Source organism: Actinotalea fermentans, assembly GCF_007991475.1.
GTDB lineage: Bacteria > Actinomycetota > Actinomycetes > Actinomycetales > Cellulomonadaceae > Actinotalea > Actinotalea fermentans.
This window is the reverse complement of the sequence record NZ_BJYK01000001.1, coordinates 207,329-220,206: the sequence shown is the minus strand read 5'-3', so window position 1 is coordinate 220,206 and position 12,878 is coordinate 207,329. Positions and strand designations below refer to the sequence as shown.

The following is a 12,878-nucleotide window of genomic DNA, read 5'->3' as shown; positions in this document are numbered from 1 at the left end:
GTCACCGGTCGGCCCACCGACCGGCGACCCGCCCCCGGGGGACGGTCAGTCGCGGTCGAAGTCCGCGCCCAGCGCGGCGAGCTTGTCCGTGAAGTTCTCGTAGCCACGGTCGATGAGCCCGATGCCGGCGACGCGCGACGTCCCCTTGGCCGCCAGCGCGGCGATGAGGTGCGAGAAGCCGCCACGCAGGTCGGGCACCTCGATGTCGGCGGCGATCAGCGGCGTCGGCCCCGAGATGACGGCCGAGTGGTAGAAGTTGCGCTGCCCGAACCGGCACGGATGCCCGCCGAGGCACTCGCGGTAGACCTGGATGGTCGCTCCCATGCCGCGCAGCGCGTCCGTGAAGCCGAAGCGGTTCTCGTACACCGTCTCGTGCACGATCGACAGGCCCGTCGCCTGCGTCAGGGCGACGACGAGCGGCTGCTGCCAGTCGGTCATGAACCCGGGGTGCACGTCCGTCTCGAGGACGATCGAGCTCAGCTCGTGGCCCGGGTGGAAGAAGCGGATGCCGTCGTCGTGCACCTCGAAGCCGCCGCCCACCTTGCGGAAGGTGTTGAGGAACGCCGTCATCTCCGGCTGGCGCGCGCCCAGCACGTCGATGTCGCCGCCGGTCGCCAGCGCCGCGGACGCCCACGAGGCCGCCTCGATCCGGTCCGGCAGCGACGTGTGGCGGTAGCCCTCGAGGCGGTCCACGCCCTCGATGCGGATCACCCGGTCGGTGTCCACGGAGATGATCGCGCCCATCTTCTGCAGGACGTTGATGAGGTCCATGATCTCGGGCTCGATGGCGGCGCCCGCGAGCTCCGTCAGCCCCTCCGCGCGCACCGCGGTGAGCAGCAGCTGCTCGGTGGCACCGACGCTCGGGTACGGCAGCGCGATCTTCGTGCCTTGCAGCCGCCGGGGGGCCGTGATGTGGATCCCGTTCTCCCGCTTGTCCACCACGGCGCCGAACTGGCGAAGGATGTCGAGGTGGAAGTTGATCGGCCGGTCGCCGATCCGGCACCCACCGAGGTCCGGGATGAACGCCTCGCCCAGGCGGTGCAGCAGCGGGCCGCAGAACAGGATCGGGATCCGGCTGGAGCCGGCGTGCGCGTCGATGTCGGCGACGTGCGCGCTCTCGACGTCCGTGGGGTCCAGGCGCAGGACGCCAGCGCGGTCGTCACGGTCCACGCGCACGCCGTGCAGCTCGAGCAGGTCGCGCACGATCTCGACGTCCCGGATGCCGGGCACGTTGCGCAGCTCGCTGGGCCCCTCCCCGAGCAGCGAGGCGACCATCGCCTTCGACACGAAGTTCTTGGCCCCTCGCACGGTGATGGCGCCCGTGAGGGGCGCGCCGCCGTGCACGTGCATGACGTCAGACATGCCCCCATCGTCGCCCACGTTCGGCCTTCGCGTCACACGGCCGCTCCGGGACGCGGTTTCCACGGCAGCGGGCGTGGACCGCGACCGTCCCCTGCGTGCGTGGATCGGCCCGTGTCGGAGGCGGCACGTACCGTCGCGCAGATGAGATTCGGGATGGTCGGCAGCTACGGGGACGTCGACGAGGTGCTCGCGATGGCGGAGGCGGCTGATGCGTCCGGCTGGGACGGGTTCTTCACCTGGGACGCGATCAGCATCGGCGACATGGTCGCCTGGGACCCGTGGATGGTCCTGGCCGCCGCGGCCGTGCGGACCGAGCGGATCCGGCTCGGCGCGCTCGTGTTCGCGCCGGCACGCCGGCGCCCCTGGAAGCTGGCGCGCGAGGCCGTGACGGTGGACCACCTGTCCGGCGGCCGCCTGGTGCTGCCCGTCGGGCTCGGCGTGGTCGACGACGGCGGGTTCTCCCGTGTGAGCGGCGAGGTGACGTCCGCGCGCGAGCGGGCGCAGCGGCTCGACGAGGCGCTCGCCATCTGCGACCTCGCGTGGCGCGGCGAGCCCTTCTCGTTCGACGGCACGCACCACCGCGTCGACGAGCTGGTGATCGCGCCCCGGCCGGTGCAGCAGCCGCGCATCCCGGTGTGGCCGGTGGGCGGCTGGCCGAGCCCCAGGTCGATGGCGCGCGCCGCCCGCTGGGACGGCGTCGTGCTGCAGCGGACGGGCTCGGAGGAGCCGCTCGCGCCGTCCGACGTCGCCGACGCCGTCGCGTGGCTGCGCGAGAGCCGTGGCGACCTGACGGGCTACGACGTCGTCGTGCAGGACGTGCTGCCCCAGGACCGCGGGGCCGCGCAGGAGATGGTCGCCGCCTACGAGCGCGCCGGCGCCACGTGGTTCGTCGACGCGCGATGGGACCCGTCGGTGACGCCCGGTGCACTCCTCGACCTGGCCCGTCAGGGCCCGCCGAGCGCCTGGTAGGGCGTCGGCGGACCGCTGGATGGCCGGCCGGTCGCGGCGTCAGTTCTGGGGCAGGGGACGGCCGATCTCGACCGGCACGCCCGCCGCACGGGCGGCCTTGACCTCGACCTTGGGCAGGTGCTTGGCGGGCAGGGTCCGCGGCCGCCACGACGCGCGGTGCTCCTCGAACTCGGCGATGTCGCCCTCGTGCTGGAGCGTGAGGCCGATGTCGTCGAGGCCCTCCATGAGCCGCCAGCGCGTGTAGTCGTCGACCTGGAGCGGCACAGTGACGTCCGCGCAGCGCACCTGCTTGTTCACCAGGTCGACCGTGACCTCGGTGCCCGGCGTGGTCTCGAGGATCTTCCAGATGAGCTCGATGTCCTCCTGCGCCAGCTGGGCCGCGAGGAGGCCCTGCTTGCCGGAGTTGCCGCGGAAGATGTCGGCGAACCGCGAGGACAGGACGGCCTTGAAGCCGTAGTCCTTGAGCGCCCAGACGGCGTGCTCGCGCGAGGAGCCGGTGCCGAAGTCCGGCCCGGCGACGAGGACCGACCCGGTCGCGTACGGCGCCTGGTTGAGCACGAACGCCGGGTCGTTGCGCCAGGCCGAGAACAGGCCGTCCTCGAAGCCCGTGCGGGTGACGCGCTTGAGGTACACCGCGGGGATGATCTGGTCGGTGTCGACGTTGCTGCGGCGCAGCGGGACGCCCACGCCGGTGTGCTGGGTGAACTTCTCCATGGCGGGACTCCTCAGGCGCTGACGGTGGTGGTCAGGGGCGAGCCGTCCGGGGCGTCCTCGATGCCGAGGTCACCCACCGACGACAGCGTGCCGCGCACGGCGGTGGCGGCGGCCACGAGCGGCGAGACGAGGTGCGTCCGCCCGCCCTTGCCCTGGCGGCCCTCGAAGTTGCGGTTCGACGTCGACGCCGCGCGCTCCCCCGGGGCCAGCTGGTCGGGGTTCATGCCGAGGCACATCGAGCAGCCCGCGTTGCGCCACTCCGCGCCGAAGTCCGTGAAGATCCGGTCCAGGCCCTCGGCCTCGGCCTGCAGCCGCACGCGGGCCGACGACGGCACCACGAGCACGCGCACCGAGTCGGCCTTGCGGCGGCCCTGGAACACCTTCGCGACCTGCCGGAGGTCCTCGATGCGGCCGTTGGTGCACGACCCGATGAAGACCGTGTCGACCGCGATGTCCCGCAGGGGCGTGCCCGGCGTGAGGCCCATGTACTCGAGCGCGCGCTCGGCGGCGACGCGCTGGTTGTCGTCGCCGATCTCCGCCGGGTTCGGCACGCGACCGGACAGCGGCAGCCCCTGGCCCGGGTTGGTGCCCCACGTGACGAACGGCTCGATGTCGGCCGCGTCGAGGACGACCTCGGCGTCGAACACCGCGTCGTCGTCCGTGCGCAGGGTCTGCCAGTACTCGACGGCGGCGTCCCAGTCGGCGCCCTCCGGCGCGTGCGGGCGGCCCTTCAGGTAGGCGAAGGTCGTCTCGTCGGGGGCGATCATGCCCGCGCGGGCGCCGGCCTCGATCGACATGTTGCAGATCGTCATCCGGGCCTCCATCGACAGGCTCCGGATCGCCTCGCCGCGGTACTCCAGGACGTAGCCCTGGCCGCCACCGGTGCCGATCTTGGCGATGATCGCCAGGATGATGTCCTTGGCGGTCGCGCCGTGCGGCAGCGTCCCGTCGACCGTGATGGCCATCGTCTTGAAGGGCTGCAGCGGCAGCGTCTGCGTCGCGAGCACGTGCTCGACCTCGCTGGTGCCGATGCCGAACGCCAGCGCGCCGAACGCGCCGTGGGTCGACGTGTGCGAGTCGCCGCAGACGACGGTCAGGCCGGGCATCGTCAGGCCCAGCTGGGGCCCGACCTGGTGCACGATGCCCTGGTCGGCGTCGCCGAGCGAGTGCAGCCGAATGCCGAACTCCTCGGCGTTGCGACGCAGCGTCTCGATCTGCGTGCGGCTCGTCGGGTCCGCGATCGGCAGGTCGATGTCGAGCGTCGGCGTGTTGTGGTCCTCGGTGGCCAGCGTCAGGTCCGGCCGGCGGACGCGACGACCTGCGAGCCGGAGGCCGTCGAAGGCCTGCGGGCTCGTCACCTCGTGCACGAGGTGCAGGTCGATGTAGAGAAGGTCGGGCACCCCGTCGGTGCCGCGGCGGACGACGTGTGCGTCCCAGACCTTCTCGGCGAGCGTTCGCGCCATGTCCGTGTCCTCCAGAAAGGCCGACTTAGGTCAGAAGTACTTGCGTCTCAGCCCGCGAGACGCCAATATCGGCACATGGACAACTCTAGCGGAGTCGGAGTGCTGGACAAGGCCGCAGCGGTCCTCAGCGCACTCGAGGCAGGCCCGGCCACTCTGGCGCAGCTCGTCGCCGCCACCCATCTTGCCCGACCGACGGCCCACCGACTGGCGGTCGCGCTCGAGCACCACCGCCTCGTGGCGCGCGACATGCAGGGCCGCTTCGTGCTCGGCCCCCGGCTCGCGGAGCTCAGCACCGCGGCCGGCGAGGACCGGCTGCTCGCGGCCGCCAACCCGGTGCTGGCGGCGCTGCGCGACCACTGCGGCGAGAGCGCCCAGCTCTACCGCCGCCAGGGCGACCAGCGCATCTGCGTCGCCGCGGCCGAGCGCCCGATGGGCCTGCGCGACTCGATCCCCGTCGGGGCGACCCTGACGATGCACGCCGGCTCGGCGGCCCAGGTGCTGCTCGCCTGGGAGGAGCCGGACCGCCTGCACCGCGGCCTCCAGGGCGCCAAGTTCACCGCCACGATCCTGTCCGGCGTCCGACGCCGCGGCTGGGCGCAGTCGGTGGCCGAGCGCGAGCCCGGCGTCGCGAGCGTGTCGGCACCTGTCCGTGGCCCGTCCGGCCGCGTCGTGGCCGCGGTGTCGATCTCCGGCCCGGTCGAGCGCCTCACCCGCCAGCCGGGACGGCTCCACGCGGGTGCCGTCGTCGCCGCCGCGAACCGCCTGACGGAGGTCCTGCGCCGCACGGCCGAGTGAGGCCCGCCGCGAGCCACGCGACCCACGTACGACGAAGGCCCCGGTCCGATCGGACCGGGGCCTTCGCGTGGTACCCCCAAGGGGATTTGAACCCCTGCTACCGCCGTGAGAGGGCGGCGTCCTGGGCCGCTAGACGATGGGGGCGGGACCAGCAGACGGAGACTCTACAACACTGTGCCGGAGCACAGAAATCGACGTTCTCCACCGCTGGGGTACCAGGACTCGAACCTAGACTAAGTGAACCAGAATCACTCGTGCTGCCAATTACACCATACCCCATGGGGTATCCGGTCCCTCGCCCGCCGCAGGCGGATCCGGACCTCGTACCGGCCGGGAACTCTACCCGAGCGGGACCGTCGGGGTCCAACCGCCCCCGGGCGACGCCGTCGGCGTAGGGTCACCCGTGCGGCACGCACGGCCGCCGCATCCCGCCGCTCGACCTGCCGCACGCCGCGTGCCACGGCGAGCACCGCCGCCCCCGCGTACCCGCGGGCGTCGTCCAGCGAACGGAGCCCTGTGACGTTCACCACGCGACCCGAGCTCCTGGGCACGCACGGGATGGTGGCCTCCACGCACTGGCTGGCGTCCCAGTCCGGCATGGCCGTCCTCGAGGCCGGCGGCAACGCGTTCGACGCCGCCGTGGCCACCGGCCTCGTGCTGCACGTCGTCGAGCCGCACCTCAACGGGCTCGGCGGGGACCTGCCGGTCATCGCGCAGCGCCCGGGCGAGGAGCCGTTCGTCGTCTGCGGGCAGGGCGTCTCCCCCGCGGCGGCGACGCCGGAGCGCTTCGCCGCCCTCGGCCTGGACCACGTCCCCGGGACGGGCCACCTGGCGGCCGTCGTGCCCGGCGCCTTCGGCGCCTGGCTGGCGATGCTCGAGGCGCACGGCACGTGGTCCTTCCCCGACGTCGCCCGGTACGCGATCGCCTACGCGCGCGACGGGTTCCCCCTCGTGCCCCGCGTCGCCGCGACCATCGCCCAGGTCGCCGACCTCTTCCGTGACCACTGGCCGTCGTCGGCGGCCACCTGGCTGCCGGGCGGGGCCGTCCCCGCCGCCTCGGCCCGCTTCCGCAACCCCGACCTGGCCCGGACCCTGCAGCGCCTGAGCGACGCCGCCGCGGCCGCGCCGTCCCGCGAGTCCGGCATCGAGGCCGCGCGCCGCGCCTTCTACGAGGGCTTCGTCGCCGACGCCATGGACGCGTTCTGCCGCACCCCGCTCATGGACTCCACGGGCACGCCCCACGCCGGGCTGCTCACCGGGTCGGACCTCGCCGCGTGGCGGGCGACGCTCGAGCCCACGGTCTCGGCCCGGTTCGCCGGTCGCACCGTGCACAAGACCGGCCCGTGGGGCCAGGGGCCCGTGCTCCTCCAGCAGCTCCTCATCCTCGACGCGCTCGGCGTCGGCGACCTCCGCCCGGGCTCGGTCGAGCTGGTGCACGCCGTGACCGAGGTGGCCAAGCTCGCCTTCGCCGACCGGGACGCCTGGTACGGGGACCCGGCGTCGGCGGACGTCCCGCTCGAGGCCCTCCTCGACCCGGCGCGCGCCGCCGATCGCGCGCGCGGCGTCGGCCACGACGCGGCCACGCAGTGGCTGCCCGGTGACGTCCCGGGGCGCACGACGCCGACGGGGCACCCCGGCCTGGCGCGCGCGGTGGCCGGCGCCTCCCGCGACGCCGGGACCGCCGTCGCGGCCGCGTGGACGGGCGAGCCCACCCTGGGCACCGCCGCGCCGCGGGACGTCCAGCGCGGGGACACCTGCCACCTCGACGTCGTCGACGCGTGGGGCAACGTCGTCTCCGCGACGCCCAGCGGCGGCTGGCTGCAGAGCTCGCCGACGGTGCCCGGGCTGGGCCTGCAGCTGCCCACCCGGGCCCAGATGTTCTGGCTCGACGACGGGCTCGCCTCGACCCTGCGGCCGCGGACCCGGCCCCGCACGACCCTGTCCCCCACGCTGGTCGTCGGCGACGACGAGGTGATCGCCTGCGGGACCCCGGGCGGGGACCAGCAGGACCAGTGGCAGACCTGCGTCCTGCTCGGCCACCTGCTCTTCGGGCTGAACCTGCAGGAGGCGATCGACGCACCGGCCTGGCACACCACGCACCTGGTCTCCTCGTTCGACCCCCGCGTGCTCGAGCCCGCGGGGCTGCACGTGGAGTCCCGGCTGGGAGCCGATGTGCTCGCCGGCCTCGCCGCCCGTGGCCACGACGTCACCGACGCCGGGCCCTGGTCCCTCGGCCGGGTCAGCGCCGTCGCCCGCCGGGGCGACGGGCTGCTGCGCGCCGCCGCGAACGCCCGCGGGATGCAGGGGTACGCGGTGGGCCGATGAGCGGCCTGGAGTACCTCGCGGTGATGCTCGCCGGGCTCGTCGCGGGGACCGTCAACACGATCGTCGGGGCGGGGACCCTCATCACGTTCCCGCTGCTCGTGGCGATCGGCGTGCCGCCGCTCACCGCGAACGTCTCGAACTCGGTCGGCCTCGTCCCCGGGGCGGTCACCGGTGCCTGGGGCTTCCGCCGCGAGCTCGCCGGCCGGTGGGCGACGGTCGCCCGCATGGGCGCCGCGTCGGCCCTCGGCGGGATCGCCGGCGGGCTCCTCCTCCTGCGCGCGCCCGGGGCGTTCGGAGTCGTCGTGCCGTGGCTGCTCGTCCTGGCCGCGGCGCTCGCGGCGGTGCAGCCGCGCGTCGCCGACGCGCTGCGACGGCGGGAGGCCCTGGCCGCGCTGGCCCGGGGCCAGACGCTCACGGAACCGCCGCCCGTCGGGCTCGCCGACGCCGTGACCCGGCCGGTCGGCCCGGTCCTCGCCCTCGGGATCCTCGCCACCGGCGTCTACGGCGGCTACTTCGGCGCGGCCCAGGGGGTCGTCCTGCTCGCGCTCCTCGGCATCGCCTGGTCCACGGACCTGCACCGTGCGAACGGCGCCAAGGTCGTGCTGGCCGGCGTCGCCAACCTCGTCTCGGCGGTCGTCTTCACGCTGTCCGGCGAGGTGGACTGGGCCATCACCGGCATCCTCGCCGTCGGCGCGGCTGCGGGCGGCGTCCTCGGCGCGCGCCTGGGCCGCCGCATCCCCGCCCCTGTGCTGCGCGTCGTCATCGTGGTCGCAGGTCTCGGCGCGGCCGTCGCGCTGTGGGTCCGGGGGGCCTAGCGGACGTCGGCGGAGATCGTCACGGTCGCCTCGGCGGCGCCGTCCATCAGCGCCCACTCCGCCCGCTCGCCGATGCGCGCAGCCCACGCGTGGCGCTCCTGCGAGGCGGGCGGCTCGAAGCACCACTCCACGTGGCTGCCCAGCGCCGCGAGCTCCGTCGTGCGGGGCAGGCGGATCTCGCAGAGCACGTGGCAGTACCCGTCGGCCTCGCGGCAGGCGAGGCGACGTACGAGGTCGACGCAGAACGCGTCGTCGCGCACCTCGAAGCCGTAGCCGAGCCCGTCGGCCTCCGCGACCCGCGGGACCCGGAAGGGCACCTGGGCCGCCGCGACCCAGCTCTCGAGGGCCTGACGCGCCGTCAGGTGCTCCGGGTCGTGCCCGAGCTCGCGCGCCGTCGCCACGAGGACGAGGACGGCGTCCTGCGGCGACCGTGCCCAGCGAACCATGACGCGAGGCTACGACCTGCCTGCGCGTCCGCGTGGCCGGACCCGCGATCGAGGCGGAACTGCTCAGAGGCCGAGCAGCGCGGGCAGCTCGCCGAGCGACGCGACGACGCGTACGCCAGCGTCCCGGGCCGCGGCGACGTCGGCGTCGGGGATCTCGGTACGACGCCCGCCGGGCCGGTCGACCCAGACGCCGAGCAACCCGACGGCGACGGCCGCACGGGCGTCGATGTCGAGCTCGTCGCCGACGTACGCGGTGCGCTCCGGCGCGGTGCCGAGCAGCCGGCACGCCTCCGTGAAGACGCGCGGATCGGGCTTGCCGACGCCGAACGTGTCCACGCCCACCAGGACCGGCACGTGCGCGAGGCCCGCCCGAGCCAGCTTGGTCGTCTGGTAGGCCACGGCGGCGTTGGTCAGCGCACCGACCGCCAGGCCGGCCGCCAGCAGGCGCTCCACCACGGGCACGGCATCCGGATGTGCGGCCCACGCGCGCGCGAAGCCCTGCTCGAACACGGCGTTCCACTCGCGGTAGCCGTCCTCGTCCAGGAGCGGCCCGCCGAACTCGCTGTGCAGGGCGTTCGCGCGGGCCATCCGCTGCTCGAGGTAGCCGACCTCGCCGCGCGTGTACGCCCGGTAGTGACCGCCGACGTCGGCGCGCCAGGTGGTGAGCACCTCGGGGTGCCGCTGCTCGTCGAGGTGCGGGAGGTAGCGGCGCGCCACGTCCGCGAGCGCGGCCGCGAAGGCCTGCTGCGTGTCGACCAGCGTGTCGTCGATGTCGAACAGGACGCCGTCGACGAGCGGACCGGTCACAGCGTGGCGCGGAGCGCGTCGATGCGGGCCAGCGTCGCGTCGCGACCCAGCAGCTCCATCGACTCGAACAGCGGCGGGGACACGCGACGCCCGGTCACGGCCACGCGCAGCGGTGTGAACGCCACGCGCGGCTTGAGCCCGAGGCCCTCGACGACGGCGCCCTGGAGCGCCGCCTGGATCGCCGAGGCCTCGAAGTCGCAGCCCTCGAGTGCGCCGCGTGCCGCGTCGAGCACGGCCGCGGCGTCGGCCCCCAGGGCGGCGCGCGCGTCGTCCTCGACGGCGACCTGCTCCGCGAAGAGGAAGCCCAGCATGCCCGGGGCCTCGCGCAGGAGGTTCATGCGTTCCTGGACGAGCGGCGCACCGGCGTCGAGCAGCGTGCGCTCGCGCTCGGTGAGCGCCGGGTACTCCGCGGCACCGACGACGCCCGCCGCGTGCAGGTAGGGCACCAGCCGCTCGCGGTAGGCCTCCGGGCTCAGCATCCGCACGTGGGCCGCGTTGATGGCCTCGGCCTTCTTCAGGTCGAAGCGGGCCGCGTTCGGGTTGACGTCCGCGACGTCGAAGGCCGCGATCATCTCGTCCACGCTGAAGATGTCGTTGTCCGGCGCGATCGACCAGCCGAGCAGCGCCAGGTAGTTGAGCAGGCCCTCCTTGACGAAGCCCCACTCGCGCAGCAGGAACAGGTTCGACTCGGGGTCGCGCTTGGACAGCTTCTTGTTGCCCTCCCCCATGACGTAGGGCAGGTGGCCGTAGACCGGCTCGTGGTCCGCGAGGCCGAGCGCCGCGAGCGCCCGCCAGAGCACCACCTGGCGCGGCGTGGAGGACAGCAGGTCCTCGCCGCGCAGGACGTGCGTGATCCGCATGAGCGCGTCGTCGACCGGGTTGGTCAGCGTGTACAGCGGCTGCCCGTTGGCGCGCACGATGACGTAGTCGGGAACCGAGCCGACCGGGAAGGTCAGCTCGCCGCGGATCAGGTCGGTGAAGGTGACGTCCTCGTCGGGCATCCGGATGCGCAGGACGGGCTCGCGCCCCTGCGCGCGGTAGGCCGCCTTCTGCTCGTCCGTGAGGTCGCGGTCGAAGCCGTCGTAGCCGAGCTTCGGGTCGCGGCCGGCGGCGCGGTGGCGCGCCTCGACCTCCTCGGGCGTGCTGAAGGACTCGTACGCGAAACCGGCCTCCAGGAGCCGCCGGGCGACGTCGGCGTAGATCTCCATGCGCTCGGACTGGCGGTACGGCCCGTACGGACCGCCCACCTCGACGCCCTCGTCCCAGTCCATGCCCAGCCAGCGCATGGCCTCGACCAGCTGCTCGTAGCTCTCCTGGCTGTCCCGCGCCGCGTCGGTGTCCTCGATGCGGAACACGAAGGTGCCGCCCACGTGCCGGGCGTAGGCCCAGTTGAACAGGCAGGTCCGGATGTTCCCGACGTGCGGGTTCCCGGTCGGCGAGGGGCAGAAGCGGACGCGGACAGCGGAGCCCTGGGCGCTGCCCGACGGGCTGGTGGCAGGTGTCGTCATGGTGCGCACAAGCCTAGTGGCCGCCCGACGCCGCCCCGTGGGCCGCGTGTCGGAGGCGCCGCCTAGCGTCGCGACATGAGGCGAACGGTGACGGTCGGCGGCGTGGACGTCGAGGTGGAGCTGCACGGCCGGGGCACGCCCCTGCTGATGCTGCACGGATGGGGCGTGGACCGGCGGCTGATGACGGGGGCCCTGGAGCCGCTCTTCGCCGACGACTCCCCCTGGCTGCGGATCTACCCGGACATGCCCGGGCGCGGCGGCACGCCTGCTCATCCGGCGATCGACAGCGCCGACGCGACGGTCCAGCTCCTGGTGGACCTCATGGACGCGCTCGTCCCCGGCGAGCGGTACGCCGTCGTGGGTGAGTCGTGGGGCGGGCACGTGGGCCGCGGCGTCCTGGCGCGCCGACCGGACCTGCTCGGGCTCGCCCTGATCTGCCCCGCCGTCCGGATGGACACCATGGACGTCGACCCGCCCCAGGCCGTCGAGCGGGACGAGACCCTGCTCGCCGAGCTCGAGCCGGCGGACCGCGCGGTGTTCGCGGAGTACCACGCACGGCTCACGCGGGACGTCTACGCGCGCAACCTGGCCGACGTCGTGCCGGGCGTCCTGGCGGCCGACCAGGACTACCTGGAGAACGTCCTCGGCCCGCGCCGGGGGCTCGTCGAGGACACCGCCACCACCGAGGCGCCCGTCCTGGTCCTGGTGGGTCGGCAGGACGCGATCGTGGGCTACCGGGAGCAGTGGCAGCTGGCGGAGCGGTTCCCGCACTCGACCTTCGCGGTCCTCGACAACGCCGGGCACAACGCCCACTTCGAGCAGCCGGAGCTGTTCGGGGCGCTCGTCCGGGCGTGGCTGGAGCGGGTCGAGGCGACCCGGTGATCAGTCGCGCCTGATCACCGGGTTGCGCAGCACGCCGATGTCCTCGACCTCGCACTCCACGACGTCGGCGTGCCGGATCTCACCGACGCCTGCCGGCGTGCCGGTGAGGATCACGTCGCCGGGCAGGAGGGTGAACACCTCGGAGATGTAGGCCACGAGGTCGGCGACGCCGTGCACGAGGTCGCTCGTCCGGCCGTCCTGGCGGGTCTCGCCGTTGACCCGCGACGTGATCGCGAGGTCGTCGACGTCGAGCCCCGGGACGATCCACGGCCCGAGCGGGCACGACCCGTCGAAGCCCTTGGCGCGGGTCCAGAGCTGCTCACCGCGCTGCACGTCCCGCGCAGTCACGTCGTTGGCGACGGTGAACCCGAAGACCCGCTCCAGCGCGCGCTCGGGCGCGACGTCCTTGGTGACCTTGCCGATGACGACGGCGAGCTCGGCCTCGAAGTGCACCTCCTCCGACCACGTCGGCAGGACGATCGGGTCGTCGGGCCCGATCACCGCGGTGTTCGGCTTGAGGAACAGCATCGGCGAGGTGGGCACGGCGTTGCCCATCTCGGCCGCGTGGTCCGCGTAGTTGCGGCCGACGCCGACGATCTTCGACCGCGGGATGACCGGCGCGAGCAGCCGCACGTCGTCGCGGTCGAGCGGGACCCGCTCGCCCGTCGGCTGGACCGGCATGTACAGGGGGTCGCCGGTGATGACCACGAGGGTCTCGTCCTCGACGACGGCGAAGCGGGGGTCGTCCCCGGTGGTGAACCTGGCGATGCGCACGAGGCCATTCTCTACGCT

12 protein-coding genes and 2 tRNA genes are annotated in these 12,878 nt (G+C 73.9%); 5 read left to right on the top strand and 9 right to left on the bottom strand.

What is annotated here, in order from left to right; translation table 11 throughout:
• Positions 1-45: 45 nt before the first annotated feature.
• Complete coding sequence (gene murA, locus AFE02nite_RS01005; protein WP_034246678.1) at positions 46-1,362, bottom strand: UDP-N-acetylglucosamine 1-carboxyvinyltransferase; 1,317 nt, start codon at positions 1,360-1,362, stop codon at positions 46-48.
• Between the two features lie 141 nt (positions 1,363-1,503).
• Here murA and AFE02nite_RS01000 point away from each other — a divergent pair, with 141 nt between their 5' ends.
• Positions 1,504-2,331, top strand: a complete 828-nt coding sequence (locus AFE02nite_RS01000; protein WP_034246686.1) for an LLM class flavin-dependent oxidoreductase — start codon at positions 1,504-1,506, stop codon at positions 2,329-2,331.
• A gap of 39 nt (positions 2,332-2,370) precedes the next feature.
• Here AFE02nite_RS01000 and leuD read toward each other — a convergent pair whose 3' ends face one another.
• Positions 2,371-3,045 (bottom strand): 3-isopropylmalate dehydratase small subunit, encoded by a 675-nt coding sequence (leuD, locus tag AFE02nite_RS00995; RefSeq protein WP_034246676.1) that lies wholly within the window; start codon positions 3,043-3,045, stop codon positions 2,371-2,373.
• Positions 3,046-3,056: 11 nt separating this feature from the next.
• A complete protein-coding gene (gene leuC, locus AFE02nite_RS00990; protein WP_034246674.1) occupies positions 3,057-4,508 on the bottom strand; it encodes a 3-isopropylmalate dehydratase large subunit in 1,452 nt (483 codons plus the stop codon).
• Positions 4,509-4,583: 75 nt separating this feature from the next.
• Between leuC and AFE02nite_RS00985 the strand changes: the two genes are divergently transcribed.
• On the top strand, positions 4,584-5,303 hold the full coding sequence (locus tag AFE02nite_RS00985) for an IclR family transcriptional regulator (protein WP_034246672.1): 720 nt from the start codon (positions 4,584-4,586) through the stop codon (positions 5,301-5,303).
• A 68-nt stretch (positions 5,304-5,371) separates the two neighbouring features.
• Here AFE02nite_RS00985 and AFE02nite_RS00980 read toward each other — a convergent pair.
• Together AFE02nite_RS00980 and AFE02nite_RS00975 are read right to left on the bottom strand one after the other, a co-directional pair.
• Positions 5,372-5,447: transfer RNA gene (locus AFE02nite_RS00980), tRNA-Glu, on the bottom strand.
• A 63-nt stretch (positions 5,448-5,510) separates the two neighbouring features.
• Positions 5,511-5,582 (bottom strand) — tRNA-Gln (locus AFE02nite_RS00975).
• A gap of 279 nt (positions 5,583-5,861) precedes the next feature.
• On the opposite strand from AFE02nite_RS00975, the gene AFE02nite_RS00970 reads away from it, so the two are divergent.
• A complete protein-coding gene (locus tag AFE02nite_RS00970; protein WP_146819234.1) occupies positions 5,862-7,628 on the top strand; it encodes a gamma-glutamyltransferase family protein in 1,767 nt (588 codons plus the stop codon).
• Positions 7,625-8,443 (top strand): sulfite exporter TauE/SafE family protein, encoded by an 819-nt coding sequence (locus AFE02nite_RS00965; RefSeq protein WP_146818935.1) that lies wholly within the window; start codon positions 7,625-7,627, stop codon positions 8,441-8,443. The genes AFE02nite_RS00970 and AFE02nite_RS00965 overlap by 4 nt, the downstream gene beginning before the upstream one ends.
• Here the strand turns inward: AFE02nite_RS00965 and AFE02nite_RS00960 are convergent.
• The 3 genes from AFE02nite_RS00960 to gltX form a co-directional block, all read right to left on the bottom strand.
• Entirely contained in the window at positions 8,440-8,889 is a 450-nt protein-coding gene (locus tag AFE02nite_RS00960; RefSeq protein WP_034244226.1) for a hypothetical protein, read from the bottom strand. The two genes, AFE02nite_RS00965 and AFE02nite_RS00960, sit on opposite strands and share 4 nt — an antisense overlap.
• 63 nt (positions 8,890-8,952) lie before the next feature.
• The gene (locus AFE02nite_RS00955; protein WP_034244227.1) at positions 8,953-9,696 is read right to left on the bottom strand and encodes an HAD family hydrolase; all 744 of its coding nucleotides are present in this window, start codon (positions 9,694-9,696) and stop codon (positions 8,953-8,955) included.
• Positions 9,693-11,204 carry a glutamate--tRNA ligase gene (gene gltX, locus AFE02nite_RS00950; protein ID WP_034244229.1) on the bottom strand — a complete coding sequence of 504 codons (1,512 nt, stop codon included), beginning with the start codon at positions 11,202-11,204 and terminating at the stop codon, positions 9,693-9,695. The genes AFE02nite_RS00955 and gltX overlap by 4 nt, the downstream gene beginning before the upstream one ends.
• A 75-nt stretch (positions 11,205-11,279) precedes the next feature.
• On the opposite strand from gltX, the gene AFE02nite_RS00945 reads away from it, so the two are divergent.
• Positions 11,280-12,086, top strand: coding sequence for an alpha/beta fold hydrolase (locus AFE02nite_RS00945; RefSeq protein ID WP_052113490.1), 807 nt, complete (start codon positions 11,280-11,282; stop codon positions 12,084-12,086).
• Here AFE02nite_RS00945 and AFE02nite_RS00940 read toward each other — a convergent pair whose 3' ends face one another.
• Entirely contained in the window at positions 12,087-12,860 is a 774-nt protein-coding gene (locus AFE02nite_RS00940; protein ID WP_034244231.1) for a fumarylacetoacetate hydrolase family protein, read from the bottom strand.
• Between the last annotated feature and the right edge of the window lie 18 nt (positions 12,861-12,878).

What these genes read in the sequence shown, in the direction of transcription:
- murA (WP_034246678.1), bottom strand. Translation starts at nt 1,362, where the DNA reads ATGTCTGACGTCATGCACGTGCACGGCGGCGCGCCCCTCACGGGCGCC.
- AFE02nite_RS01000 (WP_034246686.1), top strand. Translation starts at nt 1,504, where the DNA reads ATGAGATTCGGGATGGTCGGCAGCTACGGGGACGTCGACGAGGTGCTC.
- leuD (WP_034246676.1), bottom strand. Translation starts at nt 3,045, where the DNA reads ATGGAGAAGTTCACCCAGCACACCGGCGTGGGCGTCCCGCTGCGCCGC.
- leuC (WP_034246674.1), bottom strand. Translation starts at nt 4,508, where the DNA reads ATGGCGCGAACGCTCGCCGAGAAGGTCTGGGACGCACACGTCGTCCGC.
- AFE02nite_RS00985 (WP_034246672.1), top strand. Translation starts at nt 4,584, where the DNA reads ATGGACAACTCTAGCGGAGTCGGAGTGCTGGACAAGGCCGCAGCGGTC.
- AFE02nite_RS00970 (WP_146819234.1), top strand. Translation starts at nt 5,862, where the DNA reads ATGGTGGCCTCCACGCACTGGCTGGCGTCCCAGTCCGGCATGGCCGTC.
- AFE02nite_RS00965 (WP_146818935.1), top strand. Translation starts at nt 7,625, where the DNA reads ATGAGCGGCCTGGAGTACCTCGCGGTGATGCTCGCCGGGCTCGTCGCG.
- AFE02nite_RS00960 (WP_034244226.1), bottom strand. Translation starts at nt 8,889, where the DNA reads ATGGTTCGCTGGGCACGGTCGCCGCAGGACGCCGTCCTCGTCCTCGTG.
- gltX (WP_034244229.1), bottom strand. Translation starts at nt 11,204, where the DNA reads ATGACGACACCTGCCACCAGCCCGTCGGGCAGCGCCCAGGGCTCCGCT.
- AFE02nite_RS00945 (WP_052113490.1), top strand. Translation starts at nt 11,280, where the DNA reads ATGAGGCGAACGGTGACGGTCGGCGGCGTGGACGTCGAGGTGGAGCTG.